The organism is Candidatus Accumulibacter phosphatis, assembly GCF_012939955.1.
In the GTDB taxonomy this organism is placed as follows: Bacteria; Pseudomonadota; Gammaproteobacteria; order Burkholderiales; family Rhodocyclaceae; genus Accumulibacter; species Accumulibacter delftensis.
Map to the genome: position 1 here is coordinate 23,051 of NZ_SPMY01000011.1, position 15,756 is coordinate 38,806.

The following is a 15,756-nucleotide window of genomic DNA, read 5'->3' on the forward strand; positions in this document are numbered from 1 at the left end:
GACTCGATCAGAGAACTTCGATGGCAATCGCTGTTGCTTCACCACCACCGGCGCAAAGGCCGGCGATACCGCGCTTGAGACCACGCGCCTTGAGCGCGTAGAGCAGCGTCACCAGAATCCGCGAACCGGTGGCGCCGATCGGATGACCGAGCGCGCACGCGCCACCGTTGACGTTGACCTTGTCACGCGACAGCTTGAGGTCGCGCATCGAGGCCATGGTCACCGCCGCGAAAGCTTCGTTGATCTCCCAGAGGTCAACATCCTCGGCCTGCCAACCGACTTTCTTGAGCAGGTTCTGGAAAGCAAACACCGGCGCCGTGGTGAACCACGACGGGTCGTGCGCAAAGGTCGAATGGCCGACGATGCGTGCCAGCGGCGTGACGCCGGCAGCCTTGGCATCCGATTCACGCATCATGACAAAGGCCGCTGCACCGTCGGAAATCGACGACGAGTTGGCCGGCGTGAGGCCACCGTCCTTCTTGAACACCGGCTTCAGCTTCGAGATCTTCGAGGCGTCGCACTTCATCGGCGTCTCGTCGGTATCGAAGACCGTATCGCCACGGCGGGTGCTGACCGTAACCGGTGCGATTTCGTCCTTGAAGAGGCCGCTGGTGACGGCATTCTGCGCCAGAGTCACCGACTCGACAGCGAAAGCGTCCATCTCTTCACGCGTGAAGGCGTATTTGTCGACACACAGCTCGGCAAACGCACCCATCGGCTTGCCTTTTTCGTACGCGTCCTCAAGACCATCGAGGAACATGTGGTCGTGCAGTACGCCATTGCCCAGCCGGTAGCCCGAACGGGCGGTGGTCAGGACGTGCGGTGCGTTGGTCATCGACTCCATACCGCCGGCAATGGCGATATTGACCGAACCGGCGAGCAGTTCGTCATGCGCGATCATGATCGTCTTTTGCGCCGAACTACACATCTTGGTCAAGGTGGTGCACGGCACCGAGGTCGGCAAACCTGCGCCGAGAACGGCCTGGCGCGCCGGCGCCTGGCGCACACCGGCCATCAGGCAGCAGCCCATCAGGGCTTCGTCGATATCCTCGACCTTGACGCCCGACTGCTCGACGGCGGCCTTGATGGCGACGGCGCCGAGCTCGGGGGCGGTGACCGCCGAAAACTGGCCCTGGAAGGAACCGACGGGGGTGCGCTTGGCACCTACGATGACAACTGATTCACTCATGTAACACTCCTTTCATGCAATGGGTATTGGCGGTATGGCCAACGCAAAGTTCGCGGGTAGTCGGCGATTACTTCGGCGCCATGCGAATGGAACCGTCGATGCGGATCACTTCGCCATTCAGGTACGAGTTCTCGCAGATGTGCTGAACGAGGGCGGCGTATTCGGCCGGCTTGCCCAGGCGCGAAGGGAAGGGAACCATCTGGCCCAGGGAATCCTGAGCGGCTTGTGGCAGGCCTTTGAGCATCGGCGTTTCGAAGATGCCTGGAGCGATGCACATCACCCGAATGCCGTGCGCCGCCAGTTCACGCGCCACCGGCAGCGTCAAACCAGCCACCGCGGCCTTCGAGGAGGCATAGGCTGCCTGACCGATCTGACCATCGAAAGCGGCAACCGAGGCGGTATTGACGATCACGCCACGCTCGCCCTTGTCGTTCGGCTCGTTCTTGCTCATTGCGTCAGCGGCCAGACGAATCATGTTGAAAGTGCCGACCAGGTTGATGCTCACCACGCGCGCAAAGGTGGCCAGATCGTGCGGGCCATTGCGGCCGAGCACTTTCTTGGGGGGTGCGACGCCGGCACAGTTGACCAGCCCGTGCAGCCCACCGAATTCATTCACTGCCATTTCGATGGCCGCAGTGGCGCTCGCTTCATCGGTCACGTCGGTCTTCGCGAAGCGAGCGTTTGCCCCCAACTCCGCCGCCTGCGCCTCACCGGCAGTGGCATCGATGTCGACGATCACCACTTTGCCACCCGCACGAACCAAGTTGCTCGCCGTCTCTGCGCCGAGTCCTGAACCCGCGCCTGTTACCACAAACACACTACCGTTGATTTGCATTTTAACCCCCCAAAAAAATATCGCGACATCACGCGATGTCGCGCTACTGGTCCATGCCGACGTCGATCGTTGCGACCCGACATCGGCACGGAAGAATACGGTCCCCCCGCTGACCCGCCGCCATCCTGGTGACGCCGCAGCCGTGCCTGCGAAAATACTGCCCAGTGAAAAAATCGCACTGGCGGTCCGCCTCCCTGCTCACTGCGTCGCAGTGCCTACTTCCCGGCGGGACCGGTCGCAGCGACGAGCAATCGTGGCATTGTCGAATGCCGAGTGCTACTGAGTCAAGCTCTTGCTCTGCTCTGCGCTTACGCGTCAGCTACTCCGAGAGCAAAGCGCTTGCTGTGATGGCCGCCGACCTGGTTTCTGCCAGCACCCAGACCGAATCACCGCCGTCCCGTGCCGACAGCGGCCAGTGCAAACCGGTGCTGCCAACCCACAGCAGGCGTTGCGCGCGCTGATCCAGGGCAGCTGTCTGCAAAAGTTGACCTGGATCAGTCCGCCAACGGCCCGATGCCTTAGCATTTTCGCTTTGGCCGAAGCGCTTCGCGGCACCGACTGACGGGCACTCCGGCAACCATCGGAAGAGACTCCCATGAGCGAGAACTCCAAGCAATCCATCGAACCCTCCGTCGAGCCCGGCGTCAACGACGCAGCCCCACCGCCCGCGCACTTCTCGCGCCGCCTCAGCGATCGCCACACCCTCGATTCCCGCGCGCTGGAAGATATCGACCGCATGACCAACATCGCGCTTGGCAAACTGTGCGGTGGCGTTTCACCAGCGTCACTGGCCATGGCCTACCTCGACTGGACGGTGCACCTCGCCTCTTCACCCGGGAAACAGTTTCAACTGGGCGCCAAAGCGATCCGCAAGGCCATGCGCCTGGGCAGCTATGCCCTGACTTCGGCAATCACCGGCAAGGCCGAGCCGTGCATCGAGCCACTTCGCGGCGACCACCGTTTCGACCATCCGGGCTGGCAACGCTTTCCCTACAACGTCATCTACCAGGGCTTCCTGCTCAATCAGCAGTGGTGGCACAACGCCACCACCGACGTACGTGGCATTGCGAAGCACAGCCAGGCCTCGGTGTCGTTCACCGCCCGCCAGATCCTCGACATGGCGGCGCCGTGCAACCTCCCCTTCCTGAACCCCGAGATCGCCGAAACAACGCTCAAGGAGCGCGGCGCCAATCTGGTGCGCGGCGCAAGCAACTACCGTGAGGACTTCGGCCGCTCGCTGCGCAAGGAAGCGCCCGCCGGGGTGGAAGCCTTCCGCGTTGGCGAGAACCTGGCCATCACCCCCGGCAAAGTGGTCTACCGCAATCACCTGATCGAGCTGATTCAATATTCACCGAGCACCGACACCGTTCAGCTCGAACCGGTACTGATGCAATCGGCGTGGATGATGAAGTACTACATCCTCGACCTTTCACCGCACAACTCGCTGGTCAGGTACCTCGTCGATCGCGGCCATACGGTGTACATGATCTCCTGGCTCAACCCGGGTCCCGAACACCGCAATCTGGGCATGGAGGACTACCGCCGGCACGGCACGCTGGCCGCGGTGGACGCCATCTCCGAGATGCAAGCCGGGCGCAAGATCCACAGCGTCGGCTACTGCCTGGGGGGGTATTCTGCTGATCATCACCGCTGCAGCCATGGCCCGCGACGGTGACGATCGCCTGGCCAGCGTCACCCTGTTCACCACCATGACCGATTTCACCGAAGTCGGCGAAATCAACGTTTTCATGGACGCCAGCGAAGTGACGCTGCTCGAAGACATGATGTGGCAGAAGGGCTACCTCGATCACACGCAGGTTTCGGGGGGCTTCCAGATCTTGAAGTCTGCCGACCTGATCTGGTCGAAAATGGTCCGCGAGTATTACCTCGGACATCGCGAACCAATGTTCGACCTCATGGCCTGGAACGCCGACGGCACGCGCATGCCCTATCGCCAGCACTCCGAACTGCTGCGCCGACTGTACGTGGACAACGAGCTCTTCGAAGGCAAGTACATGGTCGAGGGCCGCGCCATTTCGATCAGCGACATCCACTGCCCGATCTTCGCCGTCGCCGCGGTCGCCGACCATGTCGCCCCCTGGCACTCGGTCTACAAGCTGCATCTGCAAAGCGATGCCACGGAACTGACCTTCGTCCTCACCAGCGGCGGCCACAACGTCGGCATCATCAACGAACCCGGCCACCCGGGCCGCTCCTTCCAGCTCAGCGTCTGCCACGAAGGGGACCGCTGTATCGACCCGGAAACCTGGAAGGAACGCACCCCGAGCACCGCCGGCTCGTGGTGGCCGGTGTGGCAGCAGTGGCTGACAAGGCATTCCTCGGGCAGCGAAGCGCCACCGGGCATGGGTGCGCCCGACAAGGGCTACCCGCCGCTGTGCGACAGCCCGGGAACCTACGTGCTGCAGAAGTAATCTGCATCCCTCGGCCGCCAGCGCCTCGAGAACGTCGACGACGAGACCAGAAGCATCCTCGTTGCTGGCGGGCTTCTATCAAGCTACCGGGCCTTGGTGGCCTGGTTACGTCGCGCGGCCCTGCGCTTGCAATCTCCCCTTGTTTCCGGAACAATAACCAAGCGCTTGCTTTCTTGGCACGTTCTTGCCATCTTCCGGAACCCACTTCATGAACCTGAGCACCGGCACCGTCGTGCCTTCCCCACCGCCTTCCCCCTACTCTCACTTGCTGGCCCCGCTCGATTTGGGCTTCACGACGCTCAAGAACCGCGTGCTGATGGGTTCGATGCACACCGGGCTCGAAGAGGAAAAGAACGGCTTCGTGCGCATGGCCGCGTTCTATGCCGAGCGCGCCCGCGGTGGCGTCGGGCTGATCGTCACCGGCGGCTTTTCGCCCAATCTGGCGGGGCGGGTCTACCACTTCGGTTCGCAGCTCAGTTTTCCCTGGCAGGTGCGCAAGCACCGCCTGATCACCGAGGCCGTGCATGCCGCCGATGGCAAGATCGCGCTGCAGATCCTGCATACCGGCCGCTATGCCTACCACCCGCTGAACGTCGCGCCGTCGAAGCTGCGCGCGCCGATCAACCGCTTCACGCCGCGCGCGCTGAGTGAGTGGGGCATTCGCAAGACCATCGGTGACTACGTGCGCTGCGCGCAGCTGGCGCAGACGGCCGGCTACGACGGCGTCGAGATCATGGGCTCCGAGGGTTACCTGATCAACCAGTTCATTGCCCAGCAGACGAACAAGCGCAACGACCAGTGGGGCGGCTCCTTCGAAAACCGCATCCGCTTCGCGGTCGACACGGTGCGCGCGACACGCGAGAAAGTCGGCCCCAATTTCATCATCATTTTCCGCCTGTCGATGCTCGATCTGGTCGAAGGCGGCAGCAGCTGGGAAGAAGTGGTGCAACTCGCCCAAGCCATCGAAGCGGCCGGCGCGACCTTGATCAATACCGGCATCGGCTGGCACGAGGCGCGTATCCCGACCATTGCCACCATGGTCCCGCGCGCCGCTTTCGCCTGGGTGACCAAGCGCCTGAAGGGTTCGGTGAGCATTCCGCTGATCACCACCAACCGCATCAACACGCCGGAAGTCGCCGAGGAAGTGCTGGCCTCGGCAAGCGCCGACATGGTGTCGATGGCCCGCCCCTTTCTGGCCGACGCCGATTTCGTCAACAAGGCGGCGGCCAACAGGAGCGACGAGATCAACACCTGCATCGCCTGCAACCAGGCCTGCCTGGACCACATTTTCAAGGGCAGGTTGAGCAGCTGCCTGGTCAATCCGCGCGCCTGCCACGAAACCGAGCTGATCATCGAGAAGGCGCTGACACGCAGGAAAGTTGCCGTCGTCGGCGCCGGGCCGGCAGGCATGGCCTGCGCCACCACGGCCGCCGAACGCGGCCACGCGGTCACCTTGTTCGAAGCGGCCGACCAGATCGGCGGCCAGTTCAACATCGCCAAGCGGATTCCCGGCAAGGAGGATTTCGCCGAGACGCTGCGTTACTTCGCTCGGCGCATCGAAACCAGCGGCGTGACCCTGCAGCTGAATCAGCGCGTCGATGCCGAACTGCTCAAGGCCGGCGGCTTCGACCATGTCGTGCTGGCCACCGGCATCAGCCCGCGCCAGCCAGCCATCACCGGCATCGACAGCGACAAGGTGAGCAACTACGTCGACCTCGTCGAAGGCCGCAAAGTGGCCGGCAAGCGCGTGGCCATCATTGGCGCCGGCGGCATCGGCTTCGATGTCGGCGAGTTCCTGACACATGCACACGACGAGCGGAGCGAAAGCGAACGCTTCAACGACGAATGGGGCATCGACCCGAGCTACGCGCATCGCGGCGGCCTCAAGCCGCCGCTCGATGAGCCGGCACCGCGGCAGGTCTTCCTGCTGCAGCGCAAGTCGTCGAAAGTCGGTGACGGCCTGGCCAAGACCACCGGCTGGATTCGCCGCACCCTGCTCAAGAAGCGCGGCGTGCAGATGATCGGTGGCGTGAACTACGAGCGCATCGACGACGCCGGCCTGCACATCACCGTCGATGGCAAAGCGACGACGCTGCCGGTCGACACCATCGTCGTCTGCGCCGGACAGGAATCGCGCCGCGAACTGCTCGCCCCCTTGCAGGCCGCCGGTATTGCGGTGACGCTGATCGGCGGTGCCGACGTCGCCGCCGAACTCGACGCCAAGCGCGCCATCGATCAAGGCACGCGGGTCGCCGCGGCGCTGTGATAATGGCTCGCCCGCACAAGCATCTCCGGCAAGCCGGTGCACGCCGGCTGCGCCGCGACGCCCGGGCCTGAGCCGATGCCCAGGCGAAAAGCAGAAGCCGGGCTCGAGCCCAATCGCCGCGCCGAGTTGCTGCGCGCAGCCGCCCGACTGTTCGTCGAAAAAGGTTTCGACGCCACCACCACGCGCGACATTGCCGACGCGGTCGGCATGCGCTCGGGCAGCCCTTTCTACCACTTCCGCAGCAAACAGGAACTCCTCAAGACGGCCATGGTGGAGGGACTCGACGCCGGCTACGCGCGCCTGCTCGCCGCCATCGACGGCATCACCGACCCCGAACAGCGACTGCGCATCCTGGTGCGCACTCACCTCGGCACCCTGCTCGAAGGTGAATGCCATGCGCCAATGCTGCTCGGTGAAACACGCGCCCTCGACGCCGCCGCGCACGCCGAAATCGCCGCCGCCTTCGACCGCTATCAAATGCCGTGGCAGACCACCCTCGACGAACTGCAGCACAGCGGCAAGCTCGCTTCGGCGGCGGCGCCGGTGCGGCTGCTGCTCTTCGGCATGCTCAACGGGTCCAAACACTGGTATCGCCCGGACGGAAAGCTGTCGCTCGATGAACTCGCCGATAGCGCGGTGGCGTTGCTGCTCGGCGAGTCGCGAACAATGGTGCCAGCAACAGGAACGCCCAAAGTGCCATGTTGACGACCCCGCAAACATCCTCCCCCGCCACTGCGAGGAACGCAGCGACGCGGCAGTCCAGCGCCGCCTTCTCGCCATAGCCGTTCCCTCGACTTCGATCAGCCAACGCGATTTTCACCCCACGAGCACACATGAACGCAGCGCCAGACTTCGCCCTGCAGCCCACACTAATCGGCGAAACGATTTTCCTTCGCCCGCTGCAAGCCGGCGATTTCGAGCCGCTCTACGCGGCCGCGTCGGATCCCGCGATCTGGGAGCAGCACCCGGAACCCTTGCGCTATCAGCGCGCAGTCTTTGCAGGCTTCTTTGCCAGCGCCCTCGCCTCCGGCGGTGCGCTGCTGGCTATCGAAAAAACATTCAGGCGCGGTGATCGGGTCGTCCCGCTACTACGACTGGAATCCCGAGGCCAGGGAGGTAACCATCGGCTATACCTTCCTGACCCGTAAGCATTGGGGTGGCTCCACGAACCGCGAAATGAAGCAACTGATGCTCGGCCATGCCTTCCTGTTCGCGAAAGCCGTGTGGTTCCATATCGGCAGCGACAACCGGCGTTCGCGCAAAGCCATGGAAAAGATTGGCGGCCAGCTGTCGCACGAGGTCAGCGTCGAATCGAACGGCGTCGCGCATGACTACGCCTTCTACAAGATCGAGGCGCCACGGTGATTCGGCAGCGAAAGCAAGCGGCTGGCAATGCTGACGGCGCCAGGCGATGCCTCTGGCGCGGAACAGGACAATCGGCCCTCAGCTACTGTTTCTTGGCACCCACGTCAAATGTGCTCAGCTGTTTCCTTCGGCATTTCCTTGGTAGCATTCAGGCCCGCTGATCGTCCTCTTGTTCAACCCGGCCGCTTCGCGGTCGAGAAGCTCGCTCCGCAAGCAATCAAGCTACCGGTCATGACATGTCGAGACACCCCTGATCATGAAAGTCATGACCGTTTCCCTCTTCCCCTGCCCCTTCTCCCGCAAGGAGAAGGGAGTTTCGTGAGTCGCTTGCGCGACTTTCACATTAACGCCAGCTCATCACGCATGGAAGTCACCACCGTTGGCGATTTGCTGCACTGGTCATAGGCAAACCTTGCCATGGCACACGCACACTCAGCCATTGCGGCAAAGGCCGACAAGTACAGTCGCACGCGCTTCATGATTCGTTCTCGCCGTTACGCGGGACTCAACAAGGAAACAATGAATATTGGCCCTCTGGCTGACGACGAGCGTTGCAGATGGTGCTCCCACAGGCCTGCTGTTACTGCGGGAGTCGCGACCGCCTGTCGGTCGACCATCTCATTCCAACGAAACATGACGACCGCTTGTAAACTCCGCTGGAATCAGGTCGACTCTCGTCTTTTGGGCGACCGAATCCTGAAGAAGATCATTCTCCATTTGATTCGGCTGCATACCTGCGACCAGACAAAAACCAGCTTGCGCCTGACGCGCACGCGAGCCGCTCGGGATGACGAGGTTCGGATGAAGATCCTGGGTTTCACGAAGTTATGATTGTCGCGTGCGGAGGCCCGGGCTGAAACCCCAACCCCCGGGCCTGACGCGCCAGGGCAGAAAGCGTGCCGACCGTAGCGGCCGAATCGCTGTCGGCAAGGAGCTCTTTGCTGCTCGGCGAAACCGCCGCCCAAAGTGACTGAAGGAGGTGTCCGTGGACTTGAATCCAGATCCGAAGACGTCGCTACGCAGGCTTGAACTCCCTGCAAAGCGCGCTGAACGATTCCTGTCAATCCGCCAAGTGACGAGCGCTCTTGCCGCGCCCCTTTCGACGGAGGATTGCGCGATCCAGTCGATGCCGGATGCCAGCCCGGTGAAGTGGCATCTGGCGCACACGACGTGGTTTTTCGAGACCTTCGTGCTGGTGCCGCATCAACCCGGCTACCGGCCACTTGAGCCGTCCTATCGCGTGCTCTTCAATTCGTACTATTACGCGGTCGGGGACCGACACCCTAGACCGGAGCGGGGAATGCTCTCACGTCCAGGATTGGAACAAGTGCGCGCGTATCGCGATCATGTAGATCAGGCCATGCTCGAATTTCTTTCCGGGGAACGGGCGCTCCCCGCGGTGGACGCCTTGATCGAGCTCGGGCTGCACCATGAGCAGCAGCATCAGGAGCTTATCCTGACCGACATAAAACACCTGCTCTCGCGCAATCCCCTGAAGCCCGCATACCAGGAACAATGGCCGCTGACCGCTATTCACGCATGCGCGCGGCGCTGGATTTCTTGCGCAGCGGGTTTGCGCGAGATTGGCTACTCCGGCCCCGATTTCTGCTTCGACAACGAGACGCCGCGCCACCGCGTCTGGCTTGACGCCTTCCGGATCGCCTCGCACCCGGTGACCCACGGCGATTTCATGGAGTTCATCGATGACGGTGGCTACCGGCGCCCGGAACTCTGGCTCTCGGCCGGCTGGGAGGCGGCGATGGCCCGTGGCTGGCAGGCGCCTGCGTATTGGGAGAGTCGGGACGGGCGCTGGTATTCGTTCACGCTTCATGGCGAAGCGCCGGTGGACCCGCATACGCCGATCTGCCATGTGAGCTTTTACGAGGCCGATGCCTTTGCGCGCTGGGCGAACGCACGGCTTCCGACCGAGAGCGAATGGGAAGTGGCTGCACGCAGCTCGCCGCTGGCCGGAAATTTTCTTGAGAGCAGCGCACTGCACCCGCTCGCGCTGCGCGAGGCGTCGGCCAACGGGACGCCCGCACAAGCATTCGGCGATGTCTGGGAATGGACGCGTAGCGACTATGGGCCCTACCCCGGCTTTCAGTGTACCTCCGGTGCGGTCGGTGAATACAACGGAAAATTCATGAGCGGCCAATACGTGCTTCGCGGCGGGTCGTGTGCGACCCCTTGCAGTCACATCCGCGCAAGCTATCGCAACTTCTTCCCGCCTGATGCGCGCTGGCAATTCTCCGGCCTACGCCTGGCGCGCGATGGCGAATGATGCTCCGGTCGTCCAGCCCACTGGGCAGGCAAAATCGCGGCAACCACGACCTTGCCGCGGAAGCGCTGAAGCGCGCGCCCCTGCAAGGCGAGTTTGGAGGCGCGTTGTTCCAAAATTGAAGGTCGCCTTTGGGTCACTAGCGCTCTTCCGTAAGCGTCACCGTACGGAGCATGGACGACTGGCAGCCATTTGCGCATCGCTACGCCATCCGGCGTAACAGCAAGCGCTTCTGGCCCTTCTATGACTAGCTCAATGCCTGGAACTTCGGCACCCGCAGTACTGACGCCTACTGGCCGCTCCCCCTTAGCCTGCGATTTTTTCCGCTTTGTGAGCTGAATCCATGCAAGGTCGCTAGCGAGGACGCCGCGTACCCATCAGGCGCCGGATATAGTCGGCAACGACCAATAACTGGCGCCTGTCCAGTCGCGCAATGATGTTGCGGATCATTGGCGCCATGATCCGGGTGGCGCCGGCTACCCCGAGATTGGCCGACTGCTGTACGACGAAGCCAACCTTGGCCAGCAGGAGTGGTTTGAGAAAGCAGTAGTCCATGCCGCTGTTGGTCAGTTCTACCACCAGGTCACCCAGCTCAGCGCGGTGCACCGTCGGGTCTTCGGCATGCTCGAGCGTATTCAGAAGCTGCACGGTCCTGGCGTGCAGATCCTCGGGATAGGCGATATGCAGGCAGTGTGGCTGAGCAGCGCGGGACATCAGTTTCTCCTTCGACAATCGCCGATCCCGCCGGCCGGGGTCAGCCGCGGCTGACCGGCGACCACTCGCGCCGTCAATGCCGGATGCAGATCTTTCCGAAATGGGCGCCGCTCTTCAGCCAGCCCATCGCTTCCTTGAGTTCTTCGAAGGCAAAGATGCGGTCGACCACCGGCTGCAGCCGATGCTGCTCGATCGCCCGCAGCATCGCCTCGAAACCGTCGCGATGTCCGACGGTGATCCCCTGCAGACGCACCTGGCGCGTCACCACCAGCCCGAGTGGCGCCGCCAGGCTCGACCCGGACAATACGCCAATCATCGAGAGCGTCCCGCCCGGCTTGATGCAGCGCAAGGATTGCGGCAGGGTCTTCTCGCCACCCAGTTCGACGATGTGATCGAAGCCGCGCCCGCCGCTGATCGCTCGCGCCGACCTGGCCCATTCCGGCGTCGTCAGGTAATTGATCCCGGCATCCGCGCCGACGGCTTGCGCGCGTGTCAGCTTCGCATCGCTCGACGAAATGACCGTCACGTGCGCACCGAGCAGCTTCGCGAACTGCAGGGCGAACAGCGCCACACCGCCGGTTCCCTGCACCAGTACGTGCGATCCGGGAGCGAGCGTGTCGTGGGTGACGACCGCGCTCCACGCAGTAAGCGCCGCGCAGGGCAGCGTTGCCGCCTGCTCGTCGGCGAGATGAGCGGGCACCTTGACGACGCCGCTTTCGGGCAGGCACACGAGATCGGCCATCATCCCGTCGACCGGCCCGCCAAGCGTCTGTGTCAGCCGATCGAGATCGGGGGCGCCGGCCAGCCAGCCCTGGTGGAAGCAGGGGCATGCGCGATCGCCGACGCGCACCCGGCTTACCCCTGCACCGACCTCGACGACGTCGCCGACACCGTCGGAAACCGGAATCAGCGGCAGCGTTCCGGTAAACGACCCGTAGCCGCGATCGGGTACGACCAGGTCGCGGTAGTTCAGCGAAGCCGCCTTCATCCGCAGCAACACCTGCCCCGGCCCGGGCTGAGGATCGCGCCGACTGGCCAACTGCAGATGGTCCATACCCCAGTCGTCCTGAATCTGGAAAACTCTCATCGCGCGCACTCCCAACGAGGTTGAAGACGACATCATGAGCTGGCACGCGGCGAGCTGCAACACGCTCCGGAGGGAAGGAGGAGGTGGCGGCGGGAGACGTGTCAACAACGAAAAGTATAGGAGGCCCGGTCAACCGCGGTCAATTGCAGATCCGCTCCCGGTGTATGAAATCGGCTCCGGCGGACGCTTGCCCGCCATCGAGAAAGCGGTGAAACCGGCGGAAGCCGGGGCGAAACCGGGGTAAGGCCGTTCGAAATGGCGCAGGTCATGCCAATTGCCGAGGCTCTTGTTCGAGTTCGCGCGGCACTATGCAAGACAGCTGCACAACCTTGCTTCCGGTGCTCGGGAGGGAACGCCTGACGACCTCGGCCGGAATCTTGCCCGGCAAAGCCCGCGCTAGCGTGATCGCCGCCCGGGCAGGCCATCGCGGCGCACCGCAATGCGCCACGCGGCCGCCCGGCTCCTCTGCCTGCGGTCGCCGGTCGCCACCCGCCCCGGCGAAGGGTCTCCCGCTGACCGGGAATGTCGCCTGCTCGAACTCGGGCCATCGACGATCACAGCGCGAGTTTGAATCTTCGATCTTGAACTATCGGCCTTGGATCGTCGCGATAGAAGCCTGGGTGAAAAAGATCCACGCGCCGGCAAAAAAAGCATGCAGACTTCCATTGTCGCCATCGGCGCATCCATGACAGCGATGGAACGATCGATGATTCGCATTCATCTACCGATGTCGCGCAGCGGCCCGTTCGCTGCGGGCGATGGAACGATGACTGCGGAACTACGAGCCTTGGGTAAAAAAGTATCCGCTCTGGGTCGGCAAGGGTGAAGAGTGGGTCAAAAGGATCGAAACCCGATCGGTGCTCGTGCAGCTGTCGATCGATCCGCTACAGGCTTCGCTGGCGGCGCCCGGCGCTTCGATCAGGAACGCGCAGCAATCGCCGTCGCGCAGCGAATGTTTCATCGCCGCGATGAAACATTCGCTGGCGAAGATGAAGAGCTCGATTGACCGCGTCCAGCCCTCGACCGTTGACGTTCGAATGGCTGCCCCCCGAGCTGGCGGCAGACCAGGCCCGGGGCGCGTGCGCAGCGCAGTCGGGCCGGAAGAACGCGGAAGAAGGGGGCCAGGCTGAATGTCACGCCCGCAGTCAGTTCCTCTGCCAACACAATTGAGTCTGGCCCCTTCATGGCCTCAGGTTCTTCAGCGCGCCACGGCAGTCAGACCGCCCCCACCGCCCGCAGCCGCTCGATCGCGGCCTCATCCCAGCCGAGTTCCAGCAAAATCGCGTCGCTGTGCTCCCCGAGCGCCGGCACGGCGTCCATGCGCGGCGTGAAGGAATCGACCTGACCGGGTGGCAGCAGGGCCGGGATCGGGCCGCACGGGGTATCGACCTCGGTCCAGCGGCCGCGCGCCTTGAGCTGCGGGTGCTCCCAGACGTCGTGCATGTCGTTCATGCGCGCGTTGGCAATCTGCGCGGCGTCGAGCCTGGCGATCAGCTGCTCGGAGCTGAGGCGCGCGAAGCGCGCGTCGATTAGCGCGCGCAGCTCGTCACGTGCCTGCGTGCGCCGCGAGTTCGACGAAAAGCGCGCGTCGCTGGCCAGCTCGGGCAATTCGAGCACCTGCGCGCAGAAGACCTGCCACTCGCGCTCGTTCTGCAGGCCGAGCATCACCGTCTTGCCGTCACCGGCGGTAAACGGACCGTAGGGAAAGATGGTCGCGTGCGCGGCGCCGGCGCGCGGCGGTGGCGGCGCACCGTCAAAAGCGTAGTACAGCGGATAACTCATCCACTCGACCATGCTTTCGAGCATCGACACTTCGATGTGGCAGCCGCGCCCAGTCCTGCCTCGCTGCAAAAGTGCGGCCAGGATGTTGCTCTGCGCGTACATCCCGGCCGAGATGTCGGCGACCGAGCAGCCGGCCTTGGCAGGCGCGTCAGGCAGGCCGGTCACCGAGAGGAAGCCCGACTCGCTCTGGATCAGCAGGTCGTAGGCTTTCTTGTCGCGATAAGGCCCGTCGCTGCCATAACCGGAGATGTCGCAGACGATCAGCCGCGGATGTCGTTCGCGCAGCGCTTCGTACGACAGGCCGAGACGCGCGGCAGCGCCGGGGGCGAGGTTTTGCACCAGCACGTCGGCCTGTTCCAGCAGCTTGCGCAGGATAGCCTCTGCCTCGGCATGCTTGACGTCCAGCGTCAGACTCTCCTTCGAGCGGTTGGTCCACACGAAATGCGACGCCAGGCCACGCACGCGCTCGTCGTAGGCACGCGCAAAATCGCCGGTTCGCGGTCGTTCGACCTTGATCACGCGGGCGCCAAGATCAGCCAACTGGCGGGTGCAGAATGGCGCGGCGATGGCGTGTTCGAGAGTGACTACGGTGATGCCGTCGAGCGGGCGCATGGCAGGCTTCCTAGAACGAGCGCGGCAACCCGAGCAGGTGCTCGGCGACGTAGGAAAAGATCAGATTGGTCGAGATCGGCGCCACCTGGTAGAGGCGCGTCTCGCGGAACTTGCGCTCGATGTCGTACTCGGTGGCGAAGCCGAAGCCGCCGTGTGTCTGCAGGCAGACGTTGGCCGCCTCCCACGAGGCTTTGGCGGCGAGATACTTGGCCATGTTCGCTTCGGCACCGCAGGGCTGCTGCGCGTCGAACAGCGCGCAGGCCTTGAAGCGCATCAGGTTGGCCGCCTCGACTTCGATGAAAGCCTCGGCAATCGGAAACTGCACGCCCTGGTTCTGGCCGATCGGGCGCTCGAAGACGACGCGCTCGCGGGCGTAGCGGCTGGCACGTTCGACGAACCAGTAGCCGTCGCCGATGCACTCGGCGGCGATCAGCGCGCGCTCGGCGTTGAGGCCTTCGAGAATGTACTTGAAGCCCTGGCCTTCCTCGCCGATCCGATTCTCTTCGGGAATCTCCAGATTGTCGAAGAACAGTTCGTTGGTTTCGTGATTGACCATGTTGGCGATCGGCTGCACGCGCAAACCATTGCCAATGGCTTGTTGCAGATCGACGATGAAGATCGACATCCCTGCAGACTTCTTCGTCACCTCGGCGCGTGGCGTGGTGCGCGCCAGCAGGACCATCAGGTCCGAGTGCTGGACGCGCGAAATCCAGACTTTCTGGCCGTTGACCACGTAGCGGCCGTCCTTTTTCACGGCGCTGGTCTTGATGCGCGTGGTGTCGGTGCCGGCGCCGGGCTCGGTGACCGCCATCGCCTGGATGCGCAGCTTGCCGGCAGCGATGTCCGGCAGGTATTTTTCTTTCTGCGCCCGGCTGCCGCTGCGCAGCAGCGTGCCCATGTTGTACATCTGGCCATGCACGGCCGCCGCGTTGCCGCCGCTACGATTGAGCTCTTCCATGATCACGCTCGCCGCCGTCAGACCCAGGCCCGAGCCGCCGTATTCCTCGGGAATCATCGCCGACAGCCAGCCGGCGCCGATCAGCGCATCGACAAAAGCTTCGGGATAGCCGCGCTGCGCGTCGATCTGGCGAAAATACGCGTCCGGAAACTGGCTGCAGAGGTCGCGCACGGCAGCGCGGATTTCCTGGTATTCGTCGGGGGTGTCGAGCATGGAGACCTCGTGGTTTCTTGGGGGA

General features: G+C 63.5%; 14 protein-coding genes. 8 read left to right on the top strand and 6 right to left on the bottom strand.

Annotation, left to right across the window (positions count from 1 at the left end; genetic code table 11):
* Nucleotides 1-7: 7 nt before the first annotated feature.
* Both E4Q23_RS04010 and E4Q23_RS04015 read right to left on the bottom strand, forming a co-directional pair.
* Entirely contained in the window at nt 8-1,189 is a 1,182-nt protein-coding gene (locus E4Q23_RS04010; protein WP_169065436.1) for an acetyl-CoA C-acyltransferase, read from the bottom strand.
* Between the two features lie 67 nt (nt 1,190-1,256).
* Complete coding sequence (locus E4Q23_RS04015; protein ID WP_169065437.1) at nt 1,257-2,024, bottom strand: 3-hydroxyacyl-CoA dehydrogenase; 768 nt, start codon at nt 2,022-2,024, stop codon at nt 1,257-1,259.
* Between the two features lie 595 nt (nt 2,025-2,619).
* Between E4Q23_RS04015 and E4Q23_RS23550 the strand changes: the two genes are divergently transcribed.
* The 7 genes from E4Q23_RS23550 to egtB all read left to right on the top strand — a co-directional run bounded on the left by E4Q23_RS23550 (nt 2,620) and on the right by egtB (nt 10,368).
* The gene (locus tag E4Q23_RS23550) at nt 2,620-3,699 is read left to right on the top strand and encodes a PHA/PHB synthase family protein (RefSeq protein WP_248595227.1); all 1,080 of its coding nucleotides are present in this window, start codon (nt 2,620-2,622) and stop codon (nt 3,697-3,699) included.
* Complete coding sequence (locus E4Q23_RS23555; RefSeq protein WP_248595228.1) at nt 3,683-4,456, top strand: PHA/PHB synthase family protein; 774 nt, start codon at nt 3,683-3,685, stop codon at nt 4,454-4,456. Before E4Q23_RS23550 ends, E4Q23_RS23555 begins: the two co-directional genes overlap by 17 nt.
* Before the next feature lie 208 nt (nt 4,457-4,664).
* Nucleotides 4,665-6,722, top strand: coding sequence for an FAD-dependent oxidoreductase (locus E4Q23_RS04030; protein ID WP_169065439.1), 2,058 nt, complete (start codon nt 4,665-4,667; stop codon nt 6,720-6,722).
* Nucleotides 6,723-6,797: 75 nt separating this feature from the next.
* Nucleotides 6,798-7,427: a TetR/AcrR family transcriptional regulator gene (locus tag E4Q23_RS04035; RefSeq protein ID WP_169065440.1), complete on the top strand. Its 630-nt coding sequence runs from the start codon at nt 6,798-6,800 to the stop codon at nt 7,425-7,427.
* Nucleotides 7,428-7,555: 128 nt separating this feature from the next.
* Nucleotides 7,556-7,870 carry a hypothetical protein gene (locus E4Q23_RS24765; RefSeq protein ID WP_336511600.1) on the top strand — a complete coding sequence of 105 codons (315 nt, stop codon included), beginning with the start codon at nt 7,556-7,558 and terminating at the stop codon, nt 7,868-7,870.
* On the top strand, nt 7,791-8,087 hold the full coding sequence (locus E4Q23_RS04040; protein ID WP_336511595.1) for a GNAT family N-acetyltransferase: 297 nt from the start codon (nt 7,791-7,793) through the stop codon (nt 8,085-8,087). Before E4Q23_RS24765 ends, E4Q23_RS04040 begins: the two co-directional genes overlap by 80 nt.
* A gap of 985 nt (nt 8,088-9,072) precedes the next feature.
* Complete coding sequence (egtB, locus tag E4Q23_RS04045) at nt 9,073-10,368, top strand: ergothioneine biosynthesis protein EgtB (protein WP_336511596.1); 1,296 nt, start codon at nt 9,073-9,075, stop codon at nt 10,366-10,368.
* A 351-nt stretch (nt 10,369-10,719) separates the two neighbouring features.
* On the opposite strand, the gene E4Q23_RS04050 is transcribed toward egtB, so the two are convergent.
* Both E4Q23_RS04050 and E4Q23_RS04055 read right to left on the bottom strand, forming a co-directional pair.
* Nucleotides 10,720-11,079 (bottom strand): hypothetical protein, encoded by a 360-nt coding sequence (locus E4Q23_RS04050; protein WP_169065441.1) that lies wholly within the window; start codon nt 11,077-11,079, stop codon nt 10,720-10,722.
* Between the two features lie 73 nt (nt 11,080-11,152).
* The gene (locus tag E4Q23_RS04055) at nt 11,153-12,166 is read right to left on the bottom strand and encodes a zinc-dependent alcohol dehydrogenase family protein (RefSeq protein WP_169065442.1); all 1,014 of its coding nucleotides are present in this window, start codon (nt 12,164-12,166) and stop codon (nt 11,153-11,155) included.
* Nucleotides 12,167-12,761: 595 nt separating this feature from the next.
* Here E4Q23_RS04055 and E4Q23_RS04060 point away from each other — a divergent pair.
* Nucleotides 12,762-12,992 (top strand): hypothetical protein, encoded by a 231-nt coding sequence (locus E4Q23_RS04060; protein ID WP_169065443.1) that lies wholly within the window; start codon nt 12,762-12,764, stop codon nt 12,990-12,992.
* Nucleotides 12,993-13,381: 389 nt separating this feature from the next.
* Here the strand turns inward: E4Q23_RS04060 and E4Q23_RS04065 are convergent, their stop codons facing one another.
* Entirely contained in the window at nt 13,382-14,560 is a 1,179-nt protein-coding gene (locus tag E4Q23_RS04065) for a CaiB/BaiF CoA transferase family protein (protein WP_169065444.1), read from the bottom strand.
* A 10-nt stretch (nt 14,561-14,570) separates the two neighbouring features.
* Entirely contained in the window at nt 14,571-15,731 is a 1,161-nt protein-coding gene (locus E4Q23_RS04070; protein ID WP_169065445.1) for an acyl-CoA dehydrogenase family protein, read from the bottom strand.
* Nucleotides 15,732-15,756: the final 25 nt, after the last annotated feature.

Bases quoted from the DNA above. Each gene is read 5' to 3' on its own strand.
- E4Q23_RS04010 (WP_169065436.1), bottom strand. From the start codon at position 1,189: ATGAGTGAATCAGTTGTCATCGTAGGTGCCAAGCGCACCCCCGTCGGT.
- E4Q23_RS04015 (WP_169065437.1), bottom strand. From the start codon at position 2,024: ATGCAAATCAACGGTAGTGTGTTTGTGGTAACAGGCGCGGGTTCAGGA.
- E4Q23_RS23550 (WP_248595227.1), top strand. From the start codon at position 2,620: ATGAGCGAGAACTCCAAGCAATCCATCGAACCCTCCGTCGAGCCCGGC.
- E4Q23_RS23555 (WP_248595228.1), top strand. From the start codon at position 3,683: ATGGCCCGCGACGGTGACGATCGCCTGGCCAGCGTCACCCTGTTCACC.
- E4Q23_RS04030 (WP_169065439.1), top strand. From the start codon at position 4,665: ATGAACCTGAGCACCGGCACCGTCGTGCCTTCCCCACCGCCTTCCCCC.
- E4Q23_RS04035 (WP_169065440.1), top strand. From the start codon at position 6,798: ATGCCCAGGCGAAAAGCAGAAGCCGGGCTCGAGCCCAATCGCCGCGCC.
- E4Q23_RS24765 (WP_336511600.1), top strand. From the start codon at position 7,556: ATGAACGCAGCGCCAGACTTCGCCCTGCAGCCCACACTAATCGGCGAA.
- E4Q23_RS04050 (WP_169065441.1), bottom strand. From the start codon at position 11,079: ATGTCCCGCGCTGCTCAGCCACACTGCCTGCATATCGCCTATCCCGAG.
- E4Q23_RS04055 (WP_169065442.1), bottom strand. From the start codon at position 12,166: ATGAGAGTTTTCCAGATTCAGGACGACTGGGGTATGGACCATCTGCAG.
- E4Q23_RS04065 (WP_169065444.1), bottom strand. From the start codon at position 14,560: ATGCGCCCGCTCGACGGCATCACCGTAGTCACTCTCGAACACGCCATC.
- E4Q23_RS04070 (WP_169065445.1), bottom strand. From the start codon at position 15,731: ATGCTCGACACCCCCGACGAATACCAGGAAATCCGCGCTGCCGTGCGC.